At 54.0% G+C, this 19,947-nt stretch carries 22 protein-coding genes and 1 riboswitch; of the genes, 11 read left to right on the plus strand and 11 right to left on the minus strand.

The genetic code is table 11. The features are described from left to right. Nucleotides 1–54: 54 nt before the first annotated feature. Entirely contained in the window at nt 55–1,614 is a 1,560-nt protein-coding gene (locus J7J49_RS11615) for an RNA/DNA-binding domain-containing protein (RefSeq protein ID WP_215092712.1), read from the minus strand. A gap of 307 nt (nt 1,615–1,921) precedes the next feature. Between J7J49_RS11615 and J7J49_RS11620 the strand changes: the two genes are divergently transcribed. The 3 genes from J7J49_RS11620 to J7J49_RS11630 all read left to right on the plus strand — a co-directional run bounded on the left by J7J49_RS11620 (nt 1,922) and on the right by J7J49_RS11630 (nt 4,284). Next, nucleotides 1,922–3,040 (plus strand): alkene reductase, encoded by a 1,119-nt coding sequence (locus J7J49_RS11620; protein WP_215092714.1) that lies wholly within the window; start codon nt 1,922–1,924, stop codon nt 3,038–3,040. 144 nt (nt 3,041–3,184) lie between these two features. Continuing rightward, nucleotides 3,185–3,652: a TspO/MBR family protein gene (locus tag J7J49_RS11625; RefSeq protein WP_215092716.1), complete on the plus strand. Its 468-nt coding sequence runs from the start codon at nt 3,185–3,187 to the stop codon at nt 3,650–3,652. Nucleotides 3,653–3,684: 32 nt separating this feature from the next. Continuing rightward, nucleotides 3,685–4,284 carry a cell division protein ZipA C-terminal FtsZ-binding domain-containing protein gene (locus J7J49_RS11630; protein ID WP_215092718.1) on the plus strand — a complete coding sequence of 200 codons (600 nt, stop codon included), beginning with the start codon at nt 3,685–3,687 and terminating at the stop codon, nt 4,282–4,284. Nucleotides 4,285–4,323: 39 nt separating this feature from the next. On the opposite strand, the gene J7J49_RS11635 is transcribed toward J7J49_RS11630, so the two are convergent. Together J7J49_RS11635 and J7J49_RS11640 are read right to left on the minus strand one after the other, a co-directional pair. Then, nucleotides 4,324–5,913, minus strand: a complete 1,590-nt coding sequence (locus J7J49_RS11635; RefSeq protein WP_215092720.1) for an ABC-F family ATPase — start codon at nt 5,911–5,913, stop codon at nt 4,324–4,326. A 109-nt stretch (nt 5,914–6,022) separates the two neighbouring features. Continuing rightward, entirely contained in the window at nt 6,023–6,877 is an 855-nt protein-coding gene (locus J7J49_RS11640; RefSeq protein WP_215092723.1) for a sirohydrochlorin chelatase, read from the minus strand. 81 nt (nt 6,878–6,958) lie between these two features. Here J7J49_RS11640 and J7J49_RS11645 point away from each other — a divergent pair, with 81 nt between their 5' ends. After that, entirely contained in the window at nt 6,959–7,531 is a 573-nt protein-coding gene (locus J7J49_RS11645) for a gamma-glutamylcyclotransferase (RefSeq protein ID WP_215092725.1), read from the plus strand. Between the two features lie 2 nt (nt 7,532–7,533). Here J7J49_RS11645 and J7J49_RS11650 read toward each other — a convergent pair whose 3' ends face one another. The 3 genes from J7J49_RS11650 to J7J49_RS11660 form a co-directional block, all read right to left on the minus strand. Continuing rightward, a complete protein-coding gene (locus tag J7J49_RS11650; protein ID WP_215092727.1) occupies nt 7,534–8,061 on the minus strand; it encodes an HPP family protein in 528 nt (175 codons plus the stop codon). A gap of 208 nt (nt 8,062–8,269) precedes the next feature. Then, nucleotides 8,270–8,566, minus strand: a complete 297-nt coding sequence (locus J7J49_RS11655; protein WP_064235394.1) for a YciI family protein — start codon at nt 8,564–8,566, stop codon at nt 8,270–8,272. Between the two features lie 21 nt (nt 8,567–8,587). Further along, nucleotides 8,588–8,881, minus strand: coding sequence for a hypothetical protein (locus tag J7J49_RS11660; protein WP_215092871.1), 294 nt, complete (start codon nt 8,879–8,881; stop codon nt 8,588–8,590). Between the two features lie 206 nt (nt 8,882–9,087). On the opposite strand from J7J49_RS11660, the gene J7J49_RS11665 reads away from it, so the two are divergent. The 7 genes from J7J49_RS11665 (at nt 9,088) to J7J49_RS11695 (ending at nt 17,280) form a co-directional block, all read left to right on the plus strand. Beyond that, the gene (locus J7J49_RS11665; RefSeq protein ID WP_215092729.1) at nt 9,088–10,758 is read left to right on the plus strand and encodes an acyl-CoA dehydrogenase family protein; all 1,671 of its coding nucleotides are present in this window, start codon (nt 9,088–9,090) and stop codon (nt 10,756–10,758) included. A 135-nt stretch (nt 10,759–10,893) separates the two neighbouring features. After that, a riboswitch (glycine riboswitch) is annotated at nt 10,894–11,001 on the plus strand. An 88-nt stretch (nt 11,002–11,089) separates the two neighbouring features. After that, the gene (locus J7J49_RS11670; RefSeq protein ID WP_353048373.1) at nt 11,090–12,427 is read left to right on the plus strand and encodes a D-amino acid dehydrogenase; all 1,338 of its coding nucleotides are present in this window, start codon (nt 11,090–11,092) and stop codon (nt 12,425–12,427) included. A gap of 67 nt (nt 12,428–12,494) precedes the next feature. Next, on the plus strand, nt 12,495–13,421 hold the full coding sequence (locus J7J49_RS11675) for a LysR family transcriptional regulator (RefSeq protein ID WP_215092744.1): 927 nt from the start codon (nt 12,495–12,497) through the stop codon (nt 13,419–13,421). Nucleotides 13,422–13,547: 126 nt separating this feature from the next. Continuing rightward, the gene (dctP, locus tag J7J49_RS11680; protein ID WP_215092746.1) at nt 13,548–14,585 is read left to right on the plus strand and encodes a TRAP transporter substrate-binding protein DctP; all 1,038 of its coding nucleotides are present in this window, start codon (nt 13,548–13,550) and stop codon (nt 14,583–14,585) included. Nucleotides 14,586–14,680: 95 nt separating this feature from the next. Continuing rightward, complete coding sequence (locus tag J7J49_RS11685; RefSeq protein ID WP_215092748.1) at nt 14,681–15,172, plus strand: TRAP transporter small permease; 492 nt, start codon at nt 14,681–14,683, stop codon at nt 15,170–15,172. A 19-nt stretch (nt 15,173–15,191) separates the two neighbouring features. Next, nucleotides 15,192–16,466, plus strand: coding sequence for a TRAP transporter large permease (locus J7J49_RS11690; protein ID WP_215092750.1), 1,275 nt, complete (start codon nt 15,192–15,194; stop codon nt 16,464–16,466). 49 nt (nt 16,467–16,515) lie between these two features. Further along, nucleotides 16,516–17,280 (plus strand): M15 family metallopeptidase, encoded by a 765-nt coding sequence (locus tag J7J49_RS11695; protein WP_215092753.1) that lies wholly within the window; start codon nt 16,516–16,518, stop codon nt 17,278–17,280. Between the two features lie 7 nt (nt 17,281–17,287). Here J7J49_RS11695 and J7J49_RS11700 read toward each other — a convergent pair whose 3' ends face one another. From J7J49_RS11700 to J7J49_RS11720, 5 genes are all read right to left on the minus strand, one after another. Next, a complete protein-coding gene (locus J7J49_RS11700) occupies nt 17,288–17,563 on the minus strand; it encodes a type II toxin-antitoxin system RelE/ParE family toxin (RefSeq protein ID WP_215092755.1) in 276 nt (91 codons plus the stop codon). Beyond that, on the minus strand, nt 17,550–17,735 hold the full coding sequence (relB, locus tag J7J49_RS11705) for a type II toxin-antitoxin system RelB family antitoxin (protein ID WP_215092757.1): 186 nt from the start codon (nt 17,733–17,735) through the stop codon (nt 17,550–17,552). The genes J7J49_RS11700 and relB overlap by 14 nt, the downstream gene beginning before the upstream one ends. A gap of 115 nt (nt 17,736–17,850) precedes the next feature. After that, complete coding sequence (locus tag J7J49_RS11710; RefSeq protein WP_215092759.1) at nt 17,851–18,618, minus strand: amino acid ABC transporter ATP-binding protein; 768 nt, start codon at nt 18,616–18,618, stop codon at nt 17,851–17,853. Continuing rightward, complete coding sequence (locus J7J49_RS11715; RefSeq protein WP_064235399.1) at nt 18,611–19,276, minus strand: amino acid ABC transporter permease; 666 nt, start codon at nt 19,274–19,276, stop codon at nt 18,611–18,613. Before J7J49_RS11715 ends, J7J49_RS11710 begins: the two co-directional genes overlap by 8 nt. A gap of 24 nt (nt 19,277–19,300) precedes the next feature. Further along, nucleotides 19,301–19,942 (minus strand): amino acid ABC transporter permease, encoded by a 642-nt coding sequence (locus tag J7J49_RS11720; protein ID WP_064235400.1) that lies wholly within the window; start codon nt 19,940–19,942, stop codon nt 19,301–19,303. Between the last annotated feature and the right edge of the window lie 5 nt (nt 19,943–19,947).

Genomic DNA, 19,947 nt, shown 5'->3' on the forward strand with positions numbered 1-19,947 from the left:
ACTAGCATGGTAGCAGGCAAGTAGCGACGCTCCAGACCTTGAAAAGGTTAAGGTTTATTGATGTGTATTCTTAGTGGCAAGCACTTGCTTACCTAGGTCTGTTAATCGATATTTTTGGGTTGGGCTACGCGGCGAGCCAGGTTGTGTCATTTCAATCAATGCCAGTGCCAATGCCGGTTGTAAATAATTTTGTATAAACGTCGGGCGATGCGTGAGTGATAACGCCTCAAGAAGTGCTTTAGTGCTCATTGGCTCTTCAAGCAGAGCTTGCAATAACCGCATTACTTGTTCGGTTACTTGTTCGGTTACTTGTTCGGTTACTTGCTTAGTTGCTACAGGGGCTATGTCCTTATCAACCAAAAACCCTCTATGAACGGGTAAGCGAATTAAAAAGTAACTGCGTTCATCGTCGGTTTCGAACACCGGCTCTGGAGAACCGTTCCCCTTCATCACTCGAAGAATTTTTGGCACGCCCGTTGAACGGCCTTCCGTTAAATCCAGCTCTTTTAAAAACTCGCCGATACGCCGGTTGCGGTAGCGGCGGCTGACTGCTGTACCTGCTTGCAGGTCTTGCAAACGAATTGAGCGGTCTGGCCCTGGGAAGCTGAGAACCACAAGCTCCTGACCATCAATACGAATCTCAATGGGCTCACGAATTTCATAAGAGCGGTGATACACCGCATTCACCACCGCTTCTTCAATGGCGACCAGCGGAAAATTCCAGAAACGCTCGGCCTGGGGACGATCAGCGTGCTTTGTTACGCCCTCTTTCAAATAGTTGCGGTTAATGTAGTCCAACGCCGTACGGGTTATACGTCCCAGCGGGCCCTTAAATATCTTCTCTTCAAAATGGTCACCACCGGCTCCGTCTGGAAAATACACCACATCTATTTGAGTGGCTGGGAAAAACTGCTCGGGATGCTCGTTAAAAAACAACAGCCCCACATTTTTGGGAAAGGCCATCTCGCTTGGCCCACCGACCACATTCAATCGACGGCCCAAGGTTTCAAGATCCAGTTCGCGGGCTTCTGCCGCTAATTCACTGCCAATATCGTGCAAAAAGTCACGCATCAAATAAGGGGAAAGATCGCTTAAATCCGCCGTTTGGCGATAGCGATCATCAAAAGGCACGGTTGCCGCCAAACTTAGCAGCTCGCACTCATCCCGCCCCGATGCTTTTACCGTACTGGTATGTTTGCGCAGGTAATAGGCCCAATCGCTCTTCTTGCTTAAGCTGGTTTTAGCTTTATAGGGGCGTGTTTCCCCGCCTGGGGCCCATAGCACCAGAATGGTTTTGCCCTGAATGTCATAGGTGGCTGTTAATGGATGATAGTGCGGCGCAGTCGCTGAATGCCCAAGATTTAACAGCTCTTTTTGAATGGCATCGATTTGCGCCGGTAACAGACCAGCAGGCGGCAATTGCGGCTGGCCATTTTCTTCCGCCACACCCACTAATACGTAACCGCCACCCAAATTGTGAAAGTCATTAGCGAAGGCACACAAGGTGTGTAGGATGGATTCTGGGTTCCAGCCTTCCTTATATTCAATGCGTTCGCTTTCCACCGTGCGGTGATGAAGCAAGTCATCAATATTGATGGGAAGTTTAGGTGTCATGCCGCTTGCTCAGGCGTTTGATTGACGTCATATCGCACGTGCTAGGCCTTATAACGCTTAAGTTAACCTTATGATGTAGAACGGTGCATTTAAATGCAATTATCAAGCGAACAGCACTCTCTTTGAAAACGTGAGTCTCCGTTGCCTCGTCCTTGCCTCATCCTTGACCCACTGACCTGTGCAGCTCCGTTTGTATTATCTTTAACACCCCACCTAGTGGCTGCAAAGCATTGGCTGGCGTCAACTAGTAAACTGGTCTATTCTAACGCGTACTATTTCATCGAAGCATTCAAAAGGAGCTTAATTGATGGCTTTCGAAACACTGTTTACTCCCACCCAGATGGGCAGCCTATCAATTCCTAACCGCGTTATTATGGCGCCGCTGACTCGTTCGCGTACGCCCGATAGCGTACCGAGCAAGATGCAGGAAGCTTATTACGGTCAACGTGCTGGTGCGGGGCTAATCATCAGCGAAGCTACCAATATCTCACCCACTGCCCGTGGCTATGTGTATACACCGGGCATTTGGACGGATGAGCAGGAAGCGGGCTGGAAAGGCGTGGTGGACGCAGTACACGCTAAGGGTGGCCGTATTGCCCTGCAACTGTGGCACGTTGGGCGCGTTTCCCATGAAATGGTACAACCCGATGGCCAACAGCCCGTTGCGCCGAGTGCACTGAAAGGTGAAGGCGCTCAGTGTTTCGTCGAGTTTGAAGATGGCACTGCGGGCCAGCATCCCACCAGTACCCCGCGTGCGTTGGAAACCGATGAGATTCCCGGCATCGTTGAAGACTACCGCCAGGCGGCTGTGCGCGCCAAGCGGGCAGGTTTCGATATGGTCGAAGTCCACGCCGCTAACGCTTACCTGCTCAACCAGTTCCTAGCCACCGGCACCAATCAGCGTACCGACCAGTACGGCGGCTCGCTGGAGAATCGTGCCCGCTTCCCATTGGAAGTCGTCGACGCCGTGATTGACGTCTATGGCGCTGACCGGGTTGGTATTCGCATGACGCCGTTTATCGAACTGTTTGGCCTGACCGACGATGAGCCAGAAGCGATGGCGTTCTACATGGCCGAGCAGTTGTCAAAGCGCGGCCTTGCCTATCTGCATCTTAACGAACCCAACTGGGCCGGTGGTGATATCACCTTCCCTGACGGTTTCCGCGAGCAGATGCGCAAGCGTTTTAGCGGCAGCCTGATCTACTGCGGTAATTACGATGCCGAGCGCGCTGAAGCCCGCATTAGTGAAAACACTGCGGATGCGGTTGCTTTCGGACGCCCCTATATTGCCAATCCTGATTTACCGGAACGCTTCCGCGTTAACGCACCGCTCACCGAGTCCAACCATGAAACCTTCTACGGCGGTGATGAAAAGGGCTATACCGACTATCCATTTATGGATAATGGCTATGACCGTATGAGTTAAACGTATGAGTTAAAACAGCATGCCACTATTGCTGTTACTCCCTTACGTTGGAAAAGCATCACTTAGGTGATGCTTTTTTTATATCTGCCCATTGTAAAACACTGCTAGGCTATTGATTCTTTCGTATGAACAGACAGGTGATCAATGCTTGGTTCACTATTAGCGCTGCTGGTATCTCTTCTGCTCGTCGGCCTTACCGCCACGACTGGTGCGCGCTTTCGGCCCGATGGTTGGTACCGTGAACTGCGCAAACCCACCTGGACACCGCCGGATATCGCCTTCCCTATTGCTTGGGGCATACTGTATCTATTGATGGCTATCGCCGCATGGCGAATATACATGGCTGAAGAATCAGCATGGCGCACGGCAGGCTTAGTGGTTTACGCGCTGCAGCTTTTAGTCAATGCAGCCTGGTCATGGCTGTTCTTTGGGCGTAAACAAATTGTTGCTGCACTGGTAGATATCATGGTGTTACTGGCATTAATTACGATCGCCATCGCACTGTTTTTCCAGGTCAACACCCTAGCCGCGTGGCTTATGGTGCCCTACTGGCTCTGGGTAGCACTTGCGCTAGCCCTCAACGCCACTATTTTTCGGTTAAATCAAGCTTGAGCGCTGATTAAACAACAAAGGGTTCTGAGAGTATGGATCGCACCACCACTATAATATTACTCGCCTTCGCATCGCTGGTATTAGGCGCAATGGCAACGGCGATATTTATTTATGTCATTGTCCCCTGGCGTCGCCGACGGCGCGCAGCGAAAGAGAAAGCCGCTAACCCAGCATCTACTCAAGCGAATAGCCCTCCGGAGCCGTCCGAAACATCCACACCGGCCAAGCGCACTAACAATGTGAAACAACACTCACTATTCATTATTTTTGATCAGCCCAGTGAGCGATCAGATGAGCGGCTTGCCGAATGGTTACGTGAGAAAGACGCTCATTATGAACCGCTTAGGAAAGTATTCTTAATCAATGGGCAGCAACCCGCTAACCCCATTACTATTGCCAATGCATTTTTACCGGGAGAGCTGCCTGATCTCTTCAGAGATGAGAGCGGCAGCGAAGCAATCAAAGGGATCAGCCTAATCGTCAAGCCCCCTTTGCGAAAACGCCGAAACCAGCAAATGATTGTTTTTGTTGAACTTGCCAAGGAAGCGGCGACGCTATTTAATGCCAATGTACTGGATACTGACCATCAAACGGCAACCGAAGAAACCTACGCCCAGATCATTGGCGAATAGCCTTATCGATGCTTATAAAAATAGCTAATACAAATAGGCTTACACCACCCCCTGGCTGCGCAGATAGTCGTCGTAGCTGCCGCTGAAATCGACGATGCCTTCCGGCTGCATATCGATAATGCGCGTGGCTAGCGATGACACAAACTCGCGGTCGTGGCTGACAAACAGCAGCGTACCGGGGTAGTTCTCCAAGGCTAGGTTTAATGCCTCGATAGACTCCATATCCAAGTGGTTGGTCGGCTCATCCATCAGCATGACGTTGGGCTGAGTAAGGATTAACTTACCGAACAGCATGCGCCCTTGCTCGCCACCGGAAATCACCTTCACTGACTTGCCAATATCATCACTGGAAAACAGCATCCGCCCTAAAGCACCGCGAACTACCTGCTCGCCCCCTTTAGTCCAGCGCGACATCCACTCAAACAGCGTGGCATCGACGGCAAAATCGTCGCTGTGATCCTGGGCAAAAACGCCCACTTCAGCGGCTTCCGTCCACTTCACCTCGCCCGCATCCGGGTGCAGCTCGCCTGCTAACGTTTTCAGCAGCGTGGTTTTACCAATGCCGTTGGGGCCGATAATGGCAATTCGCTCTCCAGCTTCAACGGTCATGGATAGCCGTTCAAACAACGCTTTCTCGCCGTTATAGGCCTTGGTAATGCCATCCACATTGACAGCATTGCGGTGGATCTTCTTGGCCTGATCAAAGCGAATAAAGGGGCTAACCCGGCTGGAGGGTTTGATGTCTTCCAGTTTGATTTTATCGATTTGACGCGCTCGCGACGTGGCCTGTTTAGCCTTCGAGGCGTTGGCAGAGAAGCGGCTAACGAACTGCTGCAGTTCGGCGATCTGGGCCTTCTTCTTGGCGTTATCAGAGTGCTGACGCTCGCGGGCGGCGGTGGCAGCGGTCATGTAATCATCGTAATTACCCGGGAACAGGGTAATTTCACCGTAATCCAGATCCGCCATATGGGTGCAGACGCTGTTCAGGAAGTGGCGGTCGTGGGAGATGATAATCATGGTGCTGCTGCGCGCTTTAAGAATATCTTCCAGCCAGCGGATGGTGTTGATGTCCAGATGGTTGGTGGGCTCATCCAGCAGCAGTACATCCGGGTCGGAGAACAGTGCCTGAGCCAGCAGTACGCGTAGTTTCCAACCGGGAGACACTTCGCTCATCGGGCCGGTGTGCTGCTCGATGGGGATACCTAACCCTAGCAGCAGTTCGCCTGCGCGGGACTCAGCGGTATAGCCATCCAGCTCGGCAAAGCGCACTTCCAGATCAGCGACGGCCATGCCGTCCTCTTCGCTCATTTCTGCCAGCGAGTAAATACGCTCGCGCTCGGCAGCCACCGACCAGAGCTCAACATTACCCATGATCACGGTGTCGATGACGCGCTCGTTTTCAAACGCAAATTGATCCTGACGCAGCTTACCCAACCGTGTACTGCTATCCAGCATCACCTGGCCGGAAGAGGGCTCCAAATCGCCACCGAGAATTTTCATAAAGGTGGATTTACCGCAGCCGTTCGCGCCGATCAGGCCGTAACGGTTGCCGTTATTGAATTTAACAGAGACATTTTCAAACAGGGGCTTGGCCCCAAACTGCATGGTGATATTGGCGGTTGCGATCACAAAAAAAGAGCCCCGGTTAGCATATCTGTAACAACAGTATTTACAATACGAAAGGCCCGCGATTCTACGCGCTATTGGACGGGTATTCACCCATCAGACTTTCGTCACATCAGGTGATTGCCGGAATATCGAGTAGAAAGCGTTGATCATCAAGTGCTTGGCGCAGCCGCGAGTGCAAAATATCGACGATCCCTTGGTGTTCCCCCACCAGTTTCGTCGTGGTAACGGAAAGCTCTGGATGCTGCTGTTCAGCGGCCGCACAAATCTCGGCGATATCGCCGCCCTCCCCGGCGTGGCGGCCCGGCGAAAGAAACAGCATCGCCAAGATAACTGGCCCTGAACTGAACTCGGGTGATACAAGCAAGTTTTCCAGCAGCGGCTCGTTAAAGCGGTACTCATCGCCCTCGCGGCGCTCCATGGAGGCTGCAGCAACGCAGGCCACCTCTTCACCAAGCAGCACACTAAGCTGTCCCGCCAGGCGATTGCGCACCGCGGTGACCTCTGGAATCGGGCTGCCGTGATCTACCAGCGCCACATGCGGCTTAGTACCTGGCTGAAATTTGTCGCGCACGTTGTCGGCCAGCAAATGGGCTAAACGCAGGTCATTACTACCGAACTCATCCACCAAGGGCTGGGCCACCCGCACCTTCACGTGAGGAAAGCGCTCTTGCAGCGTGGCCATACGTTCAGGCAGGTAGCCCGTCAGCGCTTTGCTAGGGCCGAAAAAGAACGGCAGGATAATGATCTCCGTTGCCCCCTGTTCGGCACAGCGCTCAGCGGCGGGGCCAAGCGTTGTCGCAGGGATTCCCTCAACCTCATCGGCTGGGATCTTGTTAGAGTGCAGCAGCGAAGCCGCCTGCACGGTTTCGCCAATCAGCTCGCTAAGCGAGGCCGCCACGCGGCGCAAATTCAGCGTTGCCTGGGGCCGCAGGGAGCCATTATCGACCAGAAAAATCGCGCGCATGTCTGTCTCCCAAGTGATCGTCAGTGACATGATAAGATAGACGCTGAAACAAATACGCCGAGAACATGATGCTTGATACTGATGTTTGACACCACTGCCTTAAACCAGCAAAGAAACTTCTTCGAGGGCCATGCGGCTATCTGGCTGTTTGGTTACGGCTCGCTGATCTGGAAGGCCGATTTTGACTTCCTAGAGCGCCGCCCAGCTTATATTCAAGGCTGGGAACGGCGGTTTTGGCAGGCTTCCCACGACCATCGCGGCACCCCTGAAGCACCCGGGCGTGTAGCGACGCTGATCCGCGCCAAGGATTCGATTTGCCACGGGATGGCTTACCGCATTACCCCAGAAGTGTTGGCACCGCTGGATGTGCGGGAGAAGAACGGCTATTTGCGGGAAAAAGTACCGCTGACATTTGTTGATGAAAAGGGCAATGGGATCGAACAGAGCGAAGGGCTTATTTATCTAGCCAGCGATGACAATCCGGCCTTTCTAGGCGAGGCGCCGCTTGCCGAGATGGCCCAGCAAATTGCCAATGCCCATGGCCCCAGCGGCCCCAACCGCGACTACCTGATCAATCTGGCCAAGGCGCTGCGCGAGCTAGGGGCCAAAGACGCCCATATTTTTGCCCTAGAGCGGCAGTTGAGCCGTTTTTAACATTACCAGTAGCGCGGATAGCGCCGGTGACGGGCAAGATTATTGACCAGTATGGCGATAATCAACATGACCACACTGCCGGCACCAATGGGTAACAACGGATACCACCAGCCCAATTGGTGAACGCTGGCACCCCCGCCTACCGCAATCAGAGCCGCCGCGGCTCCCGGTGGGTGAACCGTGTGGGTTAGCTGCATACCCAGCACCGACAGCGATACGGCCAGAGCCATCGAGAGCGGTGTCGCTCCCAACAATTGATAACAAGCAACGCCAATACCTGCGGAGAGCATGCTGCCAAACAGCACATGACTGGGTTGAGCAAAGGGGCTCTCAGGTGCCGCATAGATAAGCACCGAGGTTGCGCCGAAGGAGCCTACGATTAGCAGCTGTTGTGATAGCCAAGCCGAGCTTAACCAACAAATGACCGCCATACCGGTAAAGGCACCGACCCATGACCAAAAAGCATCCTGCCAACCTACCCGGTCACGCTTAATTGGCTTCCCCCGCATCTTGCCAAGATAAGTTTTCATCACACTCGCTTTGCACAAAATGAGTGCAAATGATGCCAAAATGCACCAAATAAGCAAATGACAATCCATCATGCCCCTGATGAAACTGACTCACGGGAAAACCAGTTGATAGTCGTCAGCGCATAGGAGTGCTAATCAAGGCTAGTAATAAGGCGGGCAATTAATTTAGGAACAATTTTATAAACAATTCCAAGACTCGATCGTCATATTAAGTAGTGGGATCAAACAGTTTAACTTCACGTATATCGACCTGCTCCCAAACACGCTCAGTCATATAAGGCTCCTGCGCCAACCAAGCCTCCAAATCTTCTCGCGTGGTAAATCGGAAATGTGCATTAGAGCCGATCATTTTGCCTTCATCGTTGAGTATCACCCCGCCACTGACGAAATTACCCGACGAATATAAGCGGCGCAGGCCTTCCAGGTGCGGCTCGCGACAAGCCAAGCGACGATCCAAGGCACCTTCATCAGTGTAGTCGTAGGCGACCAACGCATATTGTTTCATTTGTTATTCCTCTTTGAGTGTCTACATCATCAGCCAGGAAAGAATAAACAGCCCCAACACGGTACGTATAATACCGCCTAGCAGCGAGCCGCGCAGGAACGCGCGCAAACCGCCCCACAGAATCAGCAGCCCGATCACTAAGACAGCAATGCTGAAAATTGAATCATTGATTCCTAGCGAACGCGTTAGTCCGTCAATAAAATCACGGAACGCTCCGAAGAAGTTGGTAAAAATGCCCAGTAGAAACTCCACCATTACGCGTATCGCTTCGCCAATGGTTTCGCCGATTTCGTCAAAAAAGCCGTTTGCCTGCATTGCGTTTGCTTGCATTAATAGTACTCAAAACTGAGAAGGATAAACCGCATTGTCGGTTAAATACGCTGACTGAGCAAAGCAGCACCACATCCCGCTCCCCATCGCCTCCAATGTTTAGCGTCTTTCCTGCCAAGCAACTACCCTAAAAACTATAAAACGTACGTTTAAATAAACACAATTATCATCTCTACGCGCAAGGTATTGCTATGACTGATCACTACCCGCTCGACGACCAACTCCAAGCCAGTACGCATAAGGTGGAAAACCAGCCACCGTCGCTGGAGAACTACAACAGCTACACCACTGATCGCGCGCTTCAGGAAGGCGTCGAGCGCGAAGGCGGTACTGACGACACAGCTCTCAAGACGTTTGGCCAGTGGGCAGGCTCGTCTGAAGCCATCGCCCTGGGGTTTGACGCCAACCGTTACTCGCCGCAGTTGGTCACCCATGACCGGCAAGGTCATCGGATCGATTTAATCGAGTTTCACCCAGCCTATCACCAGCTAATGCAAACAGCGGTAGAGCAAGGCCTGCACGCAAGCCCCTGGCGAACCCCCGGGCCGGGCGCCCATGTTACACGTGCCGCCAACTACTATCTGAACACTCAGGTGGAAGCGGCCCATGGCTGCCCGATCACTATGTCGTTCGCGGCCCTGCCTGCTTTACGCCACCAGCCCAGCCTGCTTGAGAGCTGGGGCGATAAAATCACCGCGCCACACTACGACCCGCGCAACGTGCCCTATTTCGAAAAACAGGGCGTCACCCTCGGCATGGCAATGACCGAGAAGCAGGGCGGCTCCGATGTGCGGCTTAACACCACCCGCGCCTATCCGATTGATCAAGGCGGGCCAGGGGAAGCCTACGAGCTAGTAGGGCATAAGTGGTTTGTCTCCGCGCCGATGTGCGACGCTTTCCTGGTGCTCGCCCAGGCCCCGGGCGGCCTGAGCTGTTTTCTACTGCCGCGCTGGCGACCCGACGGTACTAAAAACCCGCTCCATATCCAGCAGCTAAAGCGCAAAATGGGCAACGTGGCCAATGCCTCCAGCGAGACGGAGCTGCGGGGTGCCTTTGCCTGGATGGTGGGCGATGAAGGGCGCGGTGTGCGCACCATCATCGAGATGGTCGCCATGACCCGCTACGACTGCATGATTGGCTCTGCGGCCGGCATGCGACAGGCCACCGCCCAGGCGATTCACCACGCCTCTCATCGCCATGCCTTTGGGGCGCGTTTGAGTGAGCAGCCGCTGATGCAAAACGTGCTCGCCGATCTGGCCATCGAGAGTGAAGCCGCGACGACCCTGATGCTGCGCATGGCTCGAGCGATGGATCAGCAAGACAACGAGCACGAGCGTCTGCTTGCACGCATTGCCACACCGGTCGGTAAATACTGGATCTGCAAGCGCACGCCCCACCACGCCTATGAAGCGATGGAAGTCATCGGCGGTAGCGGCGTCATGGAAACCCATTTGATGCCGCGCCTGTTCCGCGAATCGCCCATCAACGCCATCTGGGAAGGCAGCGGCAACGTGCAGTGTCTGGATATCCTGCGCGCGATTGAAAAGCAGCCCGAGGTGCTTGACGCCTACTTTGTAGAACTCGCCAAAGCACAAGGCGCTGATGCGCATCTGGATCGCTTTATACACCAGTTACAGCGGGAAATGCAGGATACCCAAGCGCTCCAATACCGCGCTCGCCAGTTAGCGGACGGTATGGCTCTGGCGCTACAGGGCGCCCTACTGGTACAGCACGCCCCCGCTTATGTGGCCGATGCGTTCTGCGCGGGGCGGCTAGCTGAGCGCAGTGGCCTCAACACCGGCACCCTGCCCACCGGGCTGAATTGTGCGGCGATCATCGAGCGTGCACAGCCCGTGGAATAAGGCCCTTGGAATGAGACCCGTGGAATAAGCGTTCAAGACCATCGTCGTCTTTCATGCTAAAACTAATCACGTTAAAACTGACTGTATTAAACACTAACCGTATTAAAGACAGCAGCATTTAAGACAATAAGACACAAGGTAATAGCGGGAGAGCTTGGCGCATCTGATAGCAATCGCGATGACGCCAGCGCCGAAGGAGCAACAACCCCGGAAACTCTCAGGCAACCGGACCGCTATCACCCTCGCTTTCCGAAGAGCGGCTGATGACTGCGTCACTCAGCCCACCGAAGGAGCAAGCGCACCCAACGGATGCGTGAATCTCTCAGGTTCCATGACGGAAGGGGTACGCCCAGCAGCTTACGCCGTTAGGTGGGATTCCCGACGCTCATACAATCTGGAGAGAGTTATGCAACGCATTGCCGTTATCGGTGGTGGTATCACCGGCATTACCAGCGCTTACGCCCTTGCCAAACGTGGCTATGACGTCACTGTCTTTGAAAAGCATCGCTACGCCGCAATGGAGACGTCGTTCGCCAACGGCGGCCAGCTTTCAGCCTCTAATGCTGAAGTGTGGAACCACTGGCCAACCGTTATCAAGGGCCTGCGCTGGATGCTCAGAAACGACGCCCCTCTTTTAGTTAATCCCCGACCAAGCTGGCATAAGCTCAGTTGGTTTGGCGAATTTATCGCCGCTATCCCCCGCTACTCTGCCAACACCACCGAAACCGCTCGGCTGGCCATTGCAGCACGCGAGCACCTGTTTCAGTGGGCGCAGGAAGAGCAGATCGATTTCGATTTAAAGCAGAAAGGTATTCTGCACATCTACCGCGACAAAAAGGGCTATGACCACGCCGCTAAGGTATCGCAACTGCTCAGCCAAGGCGGCCTAGAGCGACAGCCGGTGACGCCCGAGGAAATGCGCGCCATCGAACCTACCCTAGCGGGCAGCTACTACGGCGGCTTCTTTACCGAAAGCGATGCCACGGGTGATATTCATAAGTTTACCCATGGCTTGGCCCAAGCTGCCGAACGCCGCGGCGTAACGCTTAAATATGGCCACAGCGTGCAGGATATCGGCGCGGACGAACAGCACGCCTGGGTCACTGCCGCAATTGAAGGCGAGGCTGACGGCGAACCCGTGCGCGAAACCTTTGATAGCGTCGTGGTATGCGCAGGCGTAGGCAGCCGCGCCCTGGCCGCCAAGCTAGGCGACCGGGTCAATATTTACCCGGTCAAAGGTTACTCGATTACCGTGCAGCTTGACGATACTGCCTCCCAACAGGCCGCCCCTACCGTTAGCTTACTGGATGACGAAACCAAGCTGGTCACCAGCCGTTTGGGTGATGACCGCTTCCGCATCGCCGGTACCGCCGAGTTTAACGGCTTTAATCGCGATATACGCGACAACCGGATTCGCCCGCTGATTCGCTGGGTGGAAGAGTGCTTCCCCGGCGTCAGCACCCGCCGCGTGGTGCCCTGGGCAGGGCTGCGTCCGATGCTGCCCAATATGCTGCCCAAGGTCGGCCCCGGCAAACTGCCCACCGTGTTCTATAACACCGGGCACGGCCACCTCGGCTGGACGCTTTCTGCCATTACTGCCGATATGCTGACAGATGCGGTGGAAGAGAAAAACGTCCGCACTCAGCAAGCCACCCAATCGCTTAGCTAGCCCCAATCATGACAAGTCCGAGCAGGCTTCCGGTAAGATATAAAACATCCCACCACAGGTGTGTTTTATGCTTAACCAGCGTGCATTAACCTATCTTAATGAAGTAATTCGCCGCGGCTCGCTCAGGCGTGCCGCGGCCCACCTCAATGTCGATGCTTCTGCCGTTAGTCGCCAATTAAAAGCACTTGAAGAAGAATTGGATATCCAGCTATGTGAGCGGCACGGAAGGGGGATGCGCGCAACCGCTGCGGGCCAGTTGCTGGTGCATCATTTTCATGCCCAACGAGCTTCAGAAGAGGCCGTACTATCCCAGCTAATGGCCCTACAGAGCCTTACGAGGGGGGAAGTTCGCATTGCCGTGGGAGAAGGGTTTATCGCTGACCTGATCGCCGCACCATTAGGCACTTTCATGTCAGGATTTGCAGGTATCAATGTTGAAATTCGCATGGCGGGGGTCAATGAAGCGATGTCGTTACTCAAAGACCGTGAAGTGGATATAGCGCTACTTTACGCACCGCCGGTAGACCCGCAGCTTTTCTGCCATGTGGAAACGCGCCAGCCGCTCGATGTCATTGTGCCCCCCAAACATCCTCTCATTGAGCTGAATCGTCCCGTGACGCTGCATGACTTTAAGGATTGGCCGCTGGCGTTGATGGACAACCCCTTCGGTATGCGGCAAATGGTCAATATGGTGGCTCACCAGGAGCGTATTCATCTTGAAGCGCGCCTACATACTAATTCTGTTTCGGTGTTAAAGAATTTCGTCCGCTCTGGCATCGGCATTACGTTTATGCCTGAGCTCACCGTAATGGATGAGATAGAGCGGGGTGAAATTTTTACGCTACCGATGCAGTACCCGGTGATGAGTGGTACACGCGCCCAAATTGTTAGTCTGAAAGGACAAGAACTCACTGTTGCCTCAACCACCTGCATCGATCATTTGCACAAAGGCATGCGTTTTTTTTCGGCCGATGCGCCACGACTGTTGCAATAAAAGCCACAGTTTAGGTATTGCATAGTCAACGCTTCAATACATAGTCTCCTAGTAGGCACTTCTTATAAATCTAATAACGCGCCTTTAGCGCCTTCTAGCTCACGACAATAAACCAGGAGACTTACGATGCTTGCTCAACCAATGTTTACACCTAAACGACTCATTTCAGCTTGCCTGATTAGCTGCGCTTTTATGGCAGGAAATACCCTTGCAGCCACCACGATTAATCTGAGCTACAACGGTGCGCCCGATCCCGAGAAGAATGCTGTCCATGTCTTTGCAGAGAATCTTAAAACGTTGGTAAACGAGAAGACCGACGGTGAGATCCAGCTTGAGCTCTACCCCAACAGTATGCTGGGCGAAGAGCAGGAGCGCATGGAACAGGCCATGAACACGCCGATGCTCAACGTGGCGTCGTTTGCGGGCGTGTCTCCTCTTGTTGATGAGATTTTCGTCAGCGCGATTCCGTTTCTATTCGACGACTTTGAGGCGGCACGTAGCTTCTTCGATGAAGGCGAATATTGGCAGGAAGTTGGGAATGCTCTGCAAGAGCGTGCCGGTATCGATATGCTGGCGGTTGTCGAAGAAGGGGGCTTCTTAGCGTTCACCAATAACGAAAGGCCGATCAGTCACCCTGACGACTTCGAAGGTCTGCGCTTCCGAGCCATGGATCCCAGTCAGGTAGCTCTCTACGAATCCTTCGGCGCCTCCGGCACGCCGATTCCCTGGACAGAAACCTACATGGCACTGCGCACAGGGGTGGCCGACGGCCAGATGAACCCGCCGATGTATATCATTCTGGGCAGTCTTTACGAAGTACAGGACTACCTGACCCTCGCCAATATCCAGTATTCCAACCAGTTCCTGGTAGGAAATAGCGAAATGATCGCTGGTTGGGATGATGAACTTCGTAGCGCCTTTCAGGAAGCCGTCGCCGAAGCTAATCACAATGCCCGTGAGCACAACGAGGAGCAGGTCGATTCACGTATCGCCTACCTGGAAGAACAAGGTATGGAAGTGATTCGCCCTTCTGAAGAGGAGCTCACCGCTTTCCGCGAAATTGGTCAGCCTGCTTATCTTGAATGGCTCGAAGAGCGTGATATCGAGCAACGCTGGATCGATATGGCGCTGGAAGATGCGGGTATGAGCGAACTGCTCGACTAACGGGCTTTTCAACACTGTTGCAACCACAGGGGCTGGTACCTTACTGGCCCTCTATTTTCTGTGCTTAATGTTCTAGCGCTTCATGGAAGGCTGCCATGTTTCATACGCTTAGATTCCGGCTACTGGCGATTAGCCGCCCAATTACTCTGACCCTGGCGGGTGCGCTGTTATCCCTCAACGTTGCGGCCATTCTATTTGGTGTGTTTTCCCGCTATATCGCCGGTGGTGCTCCCATTTGGACAGATGAGCTGTCACGTTTCTTAATTATCGCCACTGTAATGCTTGCGGCAGGGGCCGTCTGGTCGGAAGGAGGCCACATGCGCGTTGGCCTGTTGGAGAAACTACTGCCCGCCCCCTTCGCTCGTTTACTTAATGTGTACCAATGGCTGCTAACCCTTGTGATTGCAGCGGGGGGAGCATGGGTAAGCTATCGCTATGCGTTATCAGTCAGCATGTTTACCACGTCCGGGCTCGGCATTAGCCGCACGGTGCCACTCCTATCGCTACCCTTGGGCTTTTTGCTACTCGCTTGGCATGCGCTTCTCTATGGCCCCGCGCCGCTCAAGACCGTTGAGGACTCTGTATGAAAACCGTTGAGGACTCTTTATGATTGCGACGATGCTGGCGGTTTTCTTAGGCCATGTACTACTTGGGCTTCCTCTGTTCATCGCACTGCTTACCACCGCGATAGTGGGTTTTCTGTTTGTCGACCCCTCAATGATTCCGCGTATGCTGCCTCAGCAGTTCTTTAGCGGTATCAATGTGTTCTCCTTAATGGCTATCCCGCTGTTCATCTTCGCAGGCAACCTAATGAACGTCAGCGGCTTAACGGAGCGCTTGATGGGCTTTGCCCGCTTGATAGTAGGTCACCTGCGGGGTGGCATGGGCCACGTCAATGTGGTGTCGAGCGTTTTCTTCGCTGGCGTCAATGGCTCGGCGGTAGCCGACACCTCGGCACTGGGGTCGCTGTTAGTGCCCGCCATGGAGAAGGAGGGCTACTCACGGGCCTTTGCCGCTGGTTTAACTGCGGGCAGTTCGCTGATCGGCCCGATTATTCCCCCCAGTATCTTTATGATTCTTTATGCCTCACTGACGAATACGTCAGTCGGTGATCTATTTCTGGCGGGCGTTGTGCCAGGGCTACTGCTGGGTGTTGCCTTTATGGGCATGAACGCCTGGTATGCCTGGCGCCACCGGTTGCCCAAAAGTGGTCAATTGCCCTCGCTCAGCCAGCTTGCGATAGCCTTCGTAGCCGCCCTGCCTGCACTTATCGCCCCCTTCATTATCGTTGCGGGTATCGTGCTGGGCTTTGTTACGCCTACTGAGTCGGGCGCTTTGACAGCGCTGTACGTGGCCCTATGTGGTTTTGTGCTGGGAGGGTTGCGTTTCAAGGAGTGTTGGCAAGCCATCCTTGATACGGCACGCTTAACCTCAGCGATCTTTTTGATCATGGCAGCCTCGGCCACGATTAGCTGGCTGCTCTCCTATGCGCAAGTGCCCGCGCAATTTGTCTCACTGTTATCTCCTTACATAGATAACGCAGTACTGATTCTACTGTTACTGAGTGCCATTACCTTTATAACGGGGATGTTTATGGAGGAGGTATCGGCATTGATGCTACTGACGCCTATCTTTGCGCCGGTGGCCATGATGGCGGGTATCGACCCCATCCATCTAGGCGTCATCATCACGCTGAATATTACTATTGCGTTAATCACACCACCATTGGGGGCCTGTGTGTTCGTGGCCGCCGCGGTCAGTCGGCTAGAGATAGTGTCGCTGTTCAGAACCATTTGGCCCTTTGTGCTGACAGCAATTGCGGTGCTTATTCTATTAATCCTGTTTCCACCGCTGACACTGTGGCTACCGACTCAGTTTTGATAGCCAGTTTTGCTAATGCTCTTCTTGAAGAACACTCTGCTTGGATAACATGATGCCTTTAAACAAACTATTGAAGGCTTTGCCGCCGATACCCAGCCATCCAGCCCCTTGCTGGGAGCAGTTGCGCCGTGCGCCTATTGAAGATAACGGTGAACGCCTGGTACCGATGAGCCTCGCCCCGGCACCGGTCAGCGTGTTCCCCGCCTATGCTCGGCTGGGTATTCCGGGAGCGGTACCGGAGTGTTTCGTTCGTGAGGGAGTTTATCGGGCGCTACTCTCGGCAGCACGTAGCTTACCCGAGGGCATCGGGTTGATCGTACTGGATGGCTGGCGGCCATGGCGGGTGCAGCAGTACTTGTTTGATACTCTGCATGAAGCCATCCATCACCACCATCCAGATCTCAGCGAAGCTGAGCTATTGGAGCGCACACGGGAGTTTGTATCGGTACCCAGCCGCGACCCTTTAGCCCCCAGCCCGCACCTCACCGGCGGTGCCGTCGATGTCACACTTTGTGATGCCGATGGCCTGCCGCTGGATATGGGCACCCTGTTTGATGAAGCGATTCCCGCCTCGCATAGCGACTATTTCGAGCATCTAGAAATGCTTACCCCGCAACAGTACAAGGCGCGGGATAACCGCCGCTTGCTTTACCACACCATGAAACAGCAGGGCTTCACCAACCTGCCCAGCGAGTGGTGGCACTTCGATTACGGCGATCAATTATGGGCCTACTACGGGCAACATGATCATGCCCTTTACGGCCCAGCTGAGTTGGATACCATTGAGAACCGCTGGCGCAGGCAGTTGGGGTAATGGTTCGCTAGGGATATTCCTGGCGTGCGTGCAGAACGTTAACTATTTCAATACTGCCTGCCGCTAAGCGGTAAACCACGATGTAGTTAGGGTGCACTACGGCTTCTCGCGTACCGACAACGCGGCCTGGGCGGTAGAGGTAGGGATGCTGAGGTAGCGCTTCGGTCGCTTCTTCAATGGCTTGGTAAAGCGCCTCAGCGGCATACGGGTTACGTTGACTGAGGTAGTCAAGGATCGCCCACAACGATTCACGGGCCTGGGGGCGCCACTCAACTAGCAGCATCGCGACGCTTAGCGATCAGCTCACGCATTTCGCCCATCACGTCATCATGGGGGATTGAAGGCCGGGGATCATCCAAGCTGGCTTGTACCCGCTCACGAAACCAGCGCTGGTAGCTGTCGGCCTGCTCCTGTGTCTCAAATTCGCTGATAATCGGATCCAGTGGGGTGCTCATAAAGCGCCTCCTGCGTATGTTTGTGTCAGTCTAGTGCAATACAGCCCTCTCTGTCAGCCTAGGCGCTGCCCGTTAGCGATAGCCCGTTCGATTTCACTGGGATCAATGCTTTGATTCACACCAGCGGCGCTTCAAGTTCCAGGAAGCGCCGTACCCGGTCGGTTTTGGGGTTGACGAAAAATTCGCTGGGGTGGGATTTTTCGATAATGATGCCTTTGTCGAGAAACACCACCTGATCAGAAACGGCCCGGGCGAACTCCATCTCGTGGGTTACCAGCACCATGGTGTAGCCCTCTTTGGAGAGATCCTTGATGACCCCTAACACCTCGCCCACCAGTTCAGGGTCAAGGGCTGAAGTGGGCTCGTCAAACAACATCACATTGGGCTGCATGGCGAGCGCCCGGGCAATCGCGACCCGTTGTTTCTGCCCGCCCGAAAGGGTGTAGGGGTACTGCTCGCGTTTATCGGCCATCCCGACTTTCTCAAGTAGCGCCATAGCACGCTCCTCGGCCTCCTTCTTGCTTACCCCCTGCACATGAATAGGCGCTTCGGTGACATTGCGCAGCACGCTCAAGTGAGGCCAGAGGTTAAAGCCCTGAAACACCATGCCCAAGCGCGCACGCATGCCAGCAAGCTCGCGTCGCGACATGGGTTTGCCGGTGTCGTTGACGCCGATGCGGTCACCGTCGATACGAATGTCGCCGCGGTCGGGCTGTTCAAGCCAGTTAATGCAGCGTAGCAGGGTGGATTTACCCGACCCCGATGAGCCCAAAATACTCACCACTTCACCAGGCTGCACTTCAAGCGATACATCACGCAGCACCTCGGTGCCATCAAAGCTTTTGGAAAGTTTACGAATACTGACAGCGGCGGTCTCAGGCATTTTCAAATCCTCGCTTGGCGCCAAAACGGCCAATCATTTTGATAAACAGTTCTAAACCAATACTGATCAACCAGTAGAAGCCGATCACCACAATGAATGCTTCCATGGGAATGAAGTAGGTACTCGACAGGCTGCTCGCCGCCGCGGTGAGTTCGCGCACGGTGATAATCACCAGAAAGGCGGTGTCTTTGAGCAGGATGATCAGTTGATTGCCCAATAAGCCGCGGGTTTTTAATATCAGCTGCGGCAAGATGATGCGCATAAACATTTTAGGCTGCGAGAACCCTTGGGCGATGGCGGCTTCGACCTGCCCTTGGGCAAAAGTGGCGCGGCAGCCACGCAGAATTTCGGCAAAATAAGCGCCGTGGTAAATCACCAGGGCAATAATCCCGGCCGTCCAGGCGCTCATACGAATGCCTGCACTGGGTAAACCGTAATAGAGCAAATACGCCAATATCAAAAACGGCAGCATGCGCATGCCATCGATAAAAATTCGCAGCGGAATCTTCAACCGTGGGCGAGAGCCTTCCAACAAAAACACCATACCGCTGCCCATTAAAAAAGCTAACACGGCGGATAAACCAAACAGTTTTAAGGTGTTGTAAAAACCACTTAAAAACACATCGTAAGACGACCAAAGAATGTCCCAATTGCTCATAGAGGTTCCCCCATAATGGCCACGTTAAACGGCCAGTCGGCTGGCCTTGCGCTCAGCCACACGTTGAAACCACACCAACAAACTGATGATCAGCATATACAGCGCCGCAGCCGCTAAAATGGGTGGCAATGGGTCGTAGGTAACCGCTGAGATACGGTTGGTCACCCGGGTAAGGTCGACCACGCCGATGACGGCAATGGCGGGACTGCCTTTAATCAGAAACGACATCTCATTGACCAAGCCCGGCAGACTGGTAATGGTAATTTGCGGCAGCATAATGCGGCGAAAATAGACCCATGGGGTCATGCCAATCGCCAGCGCGGCTTCACGCTGATCTTTGGAGAAGTTGTTAAACGCAGAGCGCCAAATTTCGGCGTTAAAGGCAGTGGTATTGAGCGTTAGCGCAATGATACCGGCCACATTGCGGTTGAGGTTAACGCCCATGGTCGGTGCGGTTAAAAAGATAAACAACACCAGCGTTACCAGCGGCGTTGCCCGCGCCAGGCTAATATAAACCCCTAGCACTTGATGCAGAACGGGAATTTTTGCCACTCGAAGCAACGCAATCAACAGCCCCATCACCACACCGATGGCAATGGAGATGCCGGAGATCCACAGCGTTGTCCAGGCACCCTGAATGAGAAGTCCCCATGCGCTACTGTCCATGCCCA

Source organism: Halomonas sp. ISL-56, from assembly GCF_018612805.1.
GTDB lineage: Bacteria > Pseudomonadota > Gammaproteobacteria > Pseudomonadales > Halomonadaceae > Vreelandella.